This is a genomic window from Denitrificimonas caeni DSM 24390, from assembly GCF_000421765.1.
In the GTDB taxonomy this organism is placed as follows: domain Bacteria; phylum Pseudomonadota; class Gammaproteobacteria; order Pseudomonadales; family Pseudomonadaceae; genus Denitrificimonas; species Denitrificimonas caeni.
Genome location: NZ_ATXQ01000019.1, coordinates 1 through 5,301, shown reverse-complemented (window position 1 = coordinate 5,301; position 5,301 = coordinate 1). Strand labels below are relative to the sequence as shown.

Here is a 5,301-nt window from a genome sequence, read left to right as displayed (position 1 = left end):
TGGGTGTGTAAGTGCTGTGAGGCATTGAGCTAACCAATACTAATTGCCCGTGAGGCTTGACCATATAACACCCAAACAATTTGGGAAGACGAATTGTGAACCGAAAGTTCGCGAAACGCACAAATTATGCTACTATCACACACCTAATTAGAGAAGACGATGACCACAACAGTGGGAAACGGCTCCTCAAAAAGAATTGCTTGACGACCATAGAGCGTTGGAACCACCTGATCCCTTCCCGAACTCAGAAGTGAAACGATGCATCGCCGATGGTAGTGTGGGGTCTCCCCATGTGAGAGTAGGTCATCGTCAAGCGCCAAATAAGAAAGGCTACCCTAACGGGTAGCCTTTTTTTTGGCTTATCCGAAGTGAACTTCAGTCACTGTATAACGGGCGCGAAGCCCCATGTGACAAACGCGTCGGGAACGTGTTTGGACAGCCCTAGGCTGCCAGAAAGGTGAGTGCCTGGATGGCACGAATCCGAGTCGGTCATCGTCAAGCGCATAAAGAAAATAAATCCCAATCGGGCTGCAAACACCAGTAATGATTAACGAGTGATGCATAAAGTCTGCAGTTTGCAGGAACTTTAATTGATTGGATTACTAACGTTGCGCATGCCGCACCGCGCTACAACTGTTCTCCCGTCGACGAACCCATCCAGGGTTCAACGCCGGCGCTACGTCATCCATGACTACGCTTGCCACAGCTGCAGCGTAGTGCTCATTGATCAGCGGCGCCGTCTGCTAGATAGTCAGTGCGTGTGTTCGTGTATCACTAAGAGCTTTTTATCAGTTTCAGTGAGTCGGTTTGCCTGTGGCTACAGTTGCAGGCTGATTGAGCCGTGGCTCTACAAGTCGTCATTGTAATATTCTCAAAACTCAAAATACTTTGAATGAAACTGGCATAAATAGAGCAGGCAACACAAAAGATTAACCAGTACCTCCCTTGTGCAGCGGCAAGCGCAGCCAAGGATGGCGAAGCGCCCGAATCGAGCCCGGACGGCTCGTTGAGGGAAAAGCAGCATAAGGGCGGTACGGCATGCGTATTTCTTGCAGACCATTCTTAAAATACAATAAATAGCCTTAAACGATTAAATTGCTAGCGCCGAGCATGCCGCACTGCGCCGCAACTGTTCTCCCGTCGATGAGCCCATCCAGGGTTCAACGCCGGCGCTACGTCATCCCTGACTCCGCTTGTCACAGTTGCAGCGCAGCGCTCATTGATCAGCAGCGTAGTTTGCTAGGCAGTAGGAAATGTTGGTAGGCATGGCCCTTGTCGGCATTCTTTCCAGAGTTTTAAGAATTAATGCTCTAGTGCAGCATGCTTATCTCGCTTGTCTCTGTAATAAGCAAGATTGCTATAAATGCATTGCGCACGAAAAGCCTAGGAGTCAAATTAGTGTTAAATATTATAGAAGCCGAGCTACGAATCTAGTGATATTAATTACCTTTGCCTGAAATAAGCAGCATAATAAACAGTCGTATGCGAAGGTGTTTGGTGGATATGCTTAAACTATTAACATTACTGGCGGATGGTGATTTTCATTCTGGTAATGAGCTTGGTGCTGAGGTTGGCATCAGCCGTGCAGCAGTTTGGAAGCGTTTGCAAAGTTTGAGAGATGAGTTCGGTTTAGAATTACAAAGCGTTCCTGGTAAAGGTTATCGTCTATCACAGCCTTTGAGCCTGATTGATTTGAATTCTTTGCAAGCTAGCTTTCCATCATTGCCTATCTTTGCTTACGACTCGATTAGCTCAACCAATGAGTATGCGAAAAAAGTGCTTGCAATGCAGGCTGCTCCGCTAGCTATTTTGGCTGAGCATCAAACACTTGGGAGGGGGCGCAGAGGGCGTGAATGGAGTAGCCCTTATGCGCAAAACCTGTATTTGTCATTCGTCTGGCCTGTTACACAGGGCATGGCGCAGATAGATGGATTGAGCTTGGTAGTTGGGCTTGCTGTGGTGCGTGCCGTAGAGCAAGTAGTTGGAACCACCGCGCAGTTAAAGTGGCCAAATGATGTTCTAATTAATAACTCAAAAGTCGCAGGAATTTTGCTTGAGTTGGTTGGTGATCCTGCTGATCTCTGTCACGTTGTCATCGGTATAGGTGTGAATCTTAATATGACGGGGACTAATCAGGCGATAGACCAGCAGTGGACGTCATTAGCACTTGAAACGGGTAAGCAAATTGATAGAACAAAGTTTGCGCAGAGTATTTTAGAAAGCTTGGATTTGTATCTAGATAAGCAAAAAAACTATGGTTTTTCTAGTTTGAGAAGTGAGTGGCTTGGCGTGCATGCATGGCAAGGCCGAGAGGTTGTTTTGTCTGCGGGTAATGAGTTAGTGCGAGGACGGATTGCGGGTATTGGTGAGAAAGGTGAAATTTGTCTGCTTGTTGACGGGCAAGAGCGTTTATTTATTGGTGGCGAGTTAAGCTTAAGGCTACGCAATGATACTTGAGATCGATTATGGCAATACTCGTCTTAAGTGGCGGCTGGTAGATTTGCTTACCATGGAGATTGTCGCGCGTGGTGCCACAAGTGATGCGCAAGAGTTAGTGCGCGAAGTGGGGCGATATATTCAAGTGCCCATACGCTATTGTCGAGTATGTTCTGTGCGCAAAGTTTTTGATAATAGTGTTTTGTCAGATTTATTGCTGCGCAGTCTCAAAATTATGCCTGTTTATGCAGTGTCGCTACCAGAGTTGGCTGGGGTAACCAATGGCTATACTGATGCGGCAAAGTTAGGAGTGGATCGTTGGTTGGCACTAGTTGCTGCATACAGTGCTGCGCAGACTGCCTGTCTGGTTTTTGATTGTGGAACAGCGATTACTGTGGATTATGTAAGTACAAAGGGCTTTCACCTGGGTGGCTGTATAGCGCCTGGTGTGCAAATGATGAAAACTGCTTTGAATTCTAGTGCGCAACAATTGGCAGGGTTTGAGCTGGATGAAAGTGCAAGTGGTTTTGTTCGCGGTAGCAATACGCGGTCTGCTATATCCTGCGGTGTTGCAACAATGTTTAAAGGTTTTGTTCAAGAGCATGTGGCGCAGGCTGTCAAAGAATGGGGCTCTGATTTTCAGGTAGTCTGTACTGGTGGTGATGGCAGGTTTGTATCTTCAGCAGCAGGGAATGCTTTGTTCGATGAAGATTTGGTTTTTAAAGGACTAGCGATCGCTTGTCCGTTTGTTGGTGGGGTGTAATTAAATGCGCTGGCTGTTTCTAGGATTACTTATTGTTAATGCGCTGTACTTTGTATGGAGTCAGCAAGATTTTACTAACAACGCAATTGAGGATAAGCCTGTTGTATTGCCTAGCAAGGCGACACAAGGGCAGGTTCAGTTGGTTAGTGAAGTGCCTGAATTGCAGAAGCAACCGCTGAGCGCTGGATTACGACAGGAGCAAGCAGAAATTATGCTGCTGGGCGGCTTTGCCGATGAGCAGGTGGCGCAAAAACTACAGCAGCGTTTAGTTAGTCTAGATATTCAGTCAAAAATTACAGTGCTAGACAGTCAGGTTGATATTGAGTACTGGGTGTATCTTGCGCCTTTAGCATCTCGTCAGGCATCAATCAGGCAGCTAAAGGAAATGCAGGCGCGTAAAATTGATGGTTATCTCATTACTCAAGGAGATCTAACCAATGGTATTTCTCTAGGCATGTTTGCGCGAGAAGATTCTGCGCAAAGTGTCGCTGAGCGTTTGAAAGAGGCAGGCTACGAGCCTTCGATACGCTCAATTGAGCGCTCGCAGCGTTTGTATTGGGTGGCGATTGGCGAAGGGAGTCGGAGATTGGTTGGGCAGGGGCTGCTTAAACAGTTGGTCCAAGACTTTAATGACATGAAGCATCTATTGTTGCCAAGTGACAAGCTACCTGAGCAACCATAAGTATTTGAATCTGAATATGAAAATATTGATTAAAAGAGCGATGGTGGGGTTGACATTGGCTTCGATCTAGAGGATTATGTCGCCTCGCTTAAGGAGGGGTTCCCGAGCGGCCAAAGGGATCAGACTGTAAATCTGACGCGTGAGCTTCGAAGGTTCGAATCCTTCTCCCTCCACCATATTTTTAAGCAAATGCAGTGCGGGTATAGTTTAGTGGTAAAACCTCAGCCTTCCAAGCTGATGATGCGAGTTCGATTCTCGCTACCCGCTCCAATTGCGTTTGCAGTGTTTCGCTCATGTAGCTCAGTTGGTAGAGCACACCCTTGGTAAGGGTGAGGTCAGCGGTTCAACTCCGCTCATGAGCTCCAGGGTTAACATAAAGGCAGATATGTATATATCTGCCTTTCTTGTATGTGCTTATAAAATAAGTGCGCTCAATCAGAGGGTGGTAGCAATGGCTAAGGAAAAATTTCAACGTAATAAACCGCACCTGAACGTTGGTACTATTGGTCACGTTGACCATGGTAAAACCACACTGACAGCTGCACTAACTCGTGTTTGCGCTGAAGTATGGGGCGGCACAGGCGCATCGAAAGGTTACGACCAAATCGATAACGCTCCTGAAGAAAAAGCACGTGGTATCACCATTAACACGTCGCACGTAGAATATGATTCACCGAACCGTCACTACGCGCACGTTGACTGCCCAGGTCACGCTGACTACGTTAAAAACATGATTACTGGTGCTGCTCAGATGGACGGCGCTATTCTGGTTTGTTCAGCTGCTGATGGCCCTATGCCGCAGACGCGTGAGCACATCTTGCTGTCACGTCAGGTTGGTGTTCCGTACATCGTTGTGTTCCTGAACAAAGCGGACATGGTTGATGATGAAGAGTTGTTGGAGTTTGTTGAAATGGAAGTGCGTGACTTGCTCAGCACTTACGATTTCCCAGGTGACGACACTCCAATCATCATCGGTTCAGCGCTGATGGCGTTGGAAGGTCGTGATGAGAACGGTCACGGTACAACTGCAGTTAAAACTCTGGTAGAGACTTTAGACTCTTACATTCCAGAGCCGGTGCGTGCAATTGACCTGCCATTCTTGCTGCCAATTGAAGACGTATTCTCGATCTCAGGTCGTGGTACTGTTGTAACAGGTCGTGTTGAGCGCGGTATCGTTAAAGTCGGTGAAGAAGTTGAAATCATCGGTCTGAAAGACACCGTAAAAACCACCTGTACTGGTGTTGAGATGTTCCGTAAGTTGCTCGACGAAGGTCGTGCAGGTGAGAACGTTGGTGTTCTGTTTCGTGGTACTAAGCGTGAAGATATCGAGCGTGGTCAAGTATTGGCTAAGCCTGGTTCAATCAAGCCGCACACCCGTTTTGAGGCAGAAATTTACGTGTTGTCAAAAGAAGAAGGTGGA

General features: G+C 47.2%; 4 protein-coding genes, 3 tRNA genes and 1 rRNA gene. All 8 read left to right on the top strand.

Annotated features, from left to right (window positions below; genetic code table 11):
• The first annotated feature begins 199 nt into the window (after positions 1-199).
• Positions 200-315: ribosomal RNA gene (rrf, locus tag H591_RS0114395) — 5S ribosomal RNA — on the top strand.
• Positions 316-1,503: 1,188 nt separating this feature from the next.
• A complete protein-coding gene (gene birA, locus H591_RS0114390; protein ID WP_022967660.1) occupies positions 1,504-2,457 on the top strand; it encodes a bifunctional biotin--[acetyl-CoA-carboxylase] ligase/biotin operon repressor BirA in 954 nt (317 codons plus the stop codon).
• Positions 2,447-3,199, top strand: a complete 753-nt coding sequence (locus H591_RS0114385) for a type III pantothenate kinase (RefSeq protein ID WP_022967659.1) — start codon at positions 2,447-2,449, stop codon at positions 3,197-3,199. The genes birA and H591_RS0114385 overlap by 11 nt, the downstream gene beginning before the upstream one ends.
• A gap of 4 nt (positions 3,200-3,203) precedes the next feature.
• Entirely contained in the window at positions 3,204-3,881 is a 678-nt protein-coding gene (locus H591_RS0114380; protein WP_022967658.1) for an SPOR domain-containing protein, read from the top strand.
• Positions 3,882-3,973: 92 nt separating this feature from the next.
• Positions 3,974-4,057 (top strand) — tRNA-Tyr (locus H591_RS0114375).
• Between the two features lie 20 nt (positions 4,058-4,077).
• Positions 4,078-4,151: transfer RNA gene (locus H591_RS0114370), tRNA-Gly, on the top strand.
• A gap of 19 nt (positions 4,152-4,170) precedes the next feature.
• Positions 4,171-4,246: transfer RNA gene (locus H591_RS0114365), tRNA-Thr, on the top strand.
• A gap of 86 nt (positions 4,247-4,332) precedes the next feature.
• Positions 4,333-5,301: elongation factor Tu (tuf, locus tag H591_RS0114360; RefSeq protein WP_022967657.1), on the top strand; the 969-nt coding region annotated here is incomplete at its 3' end.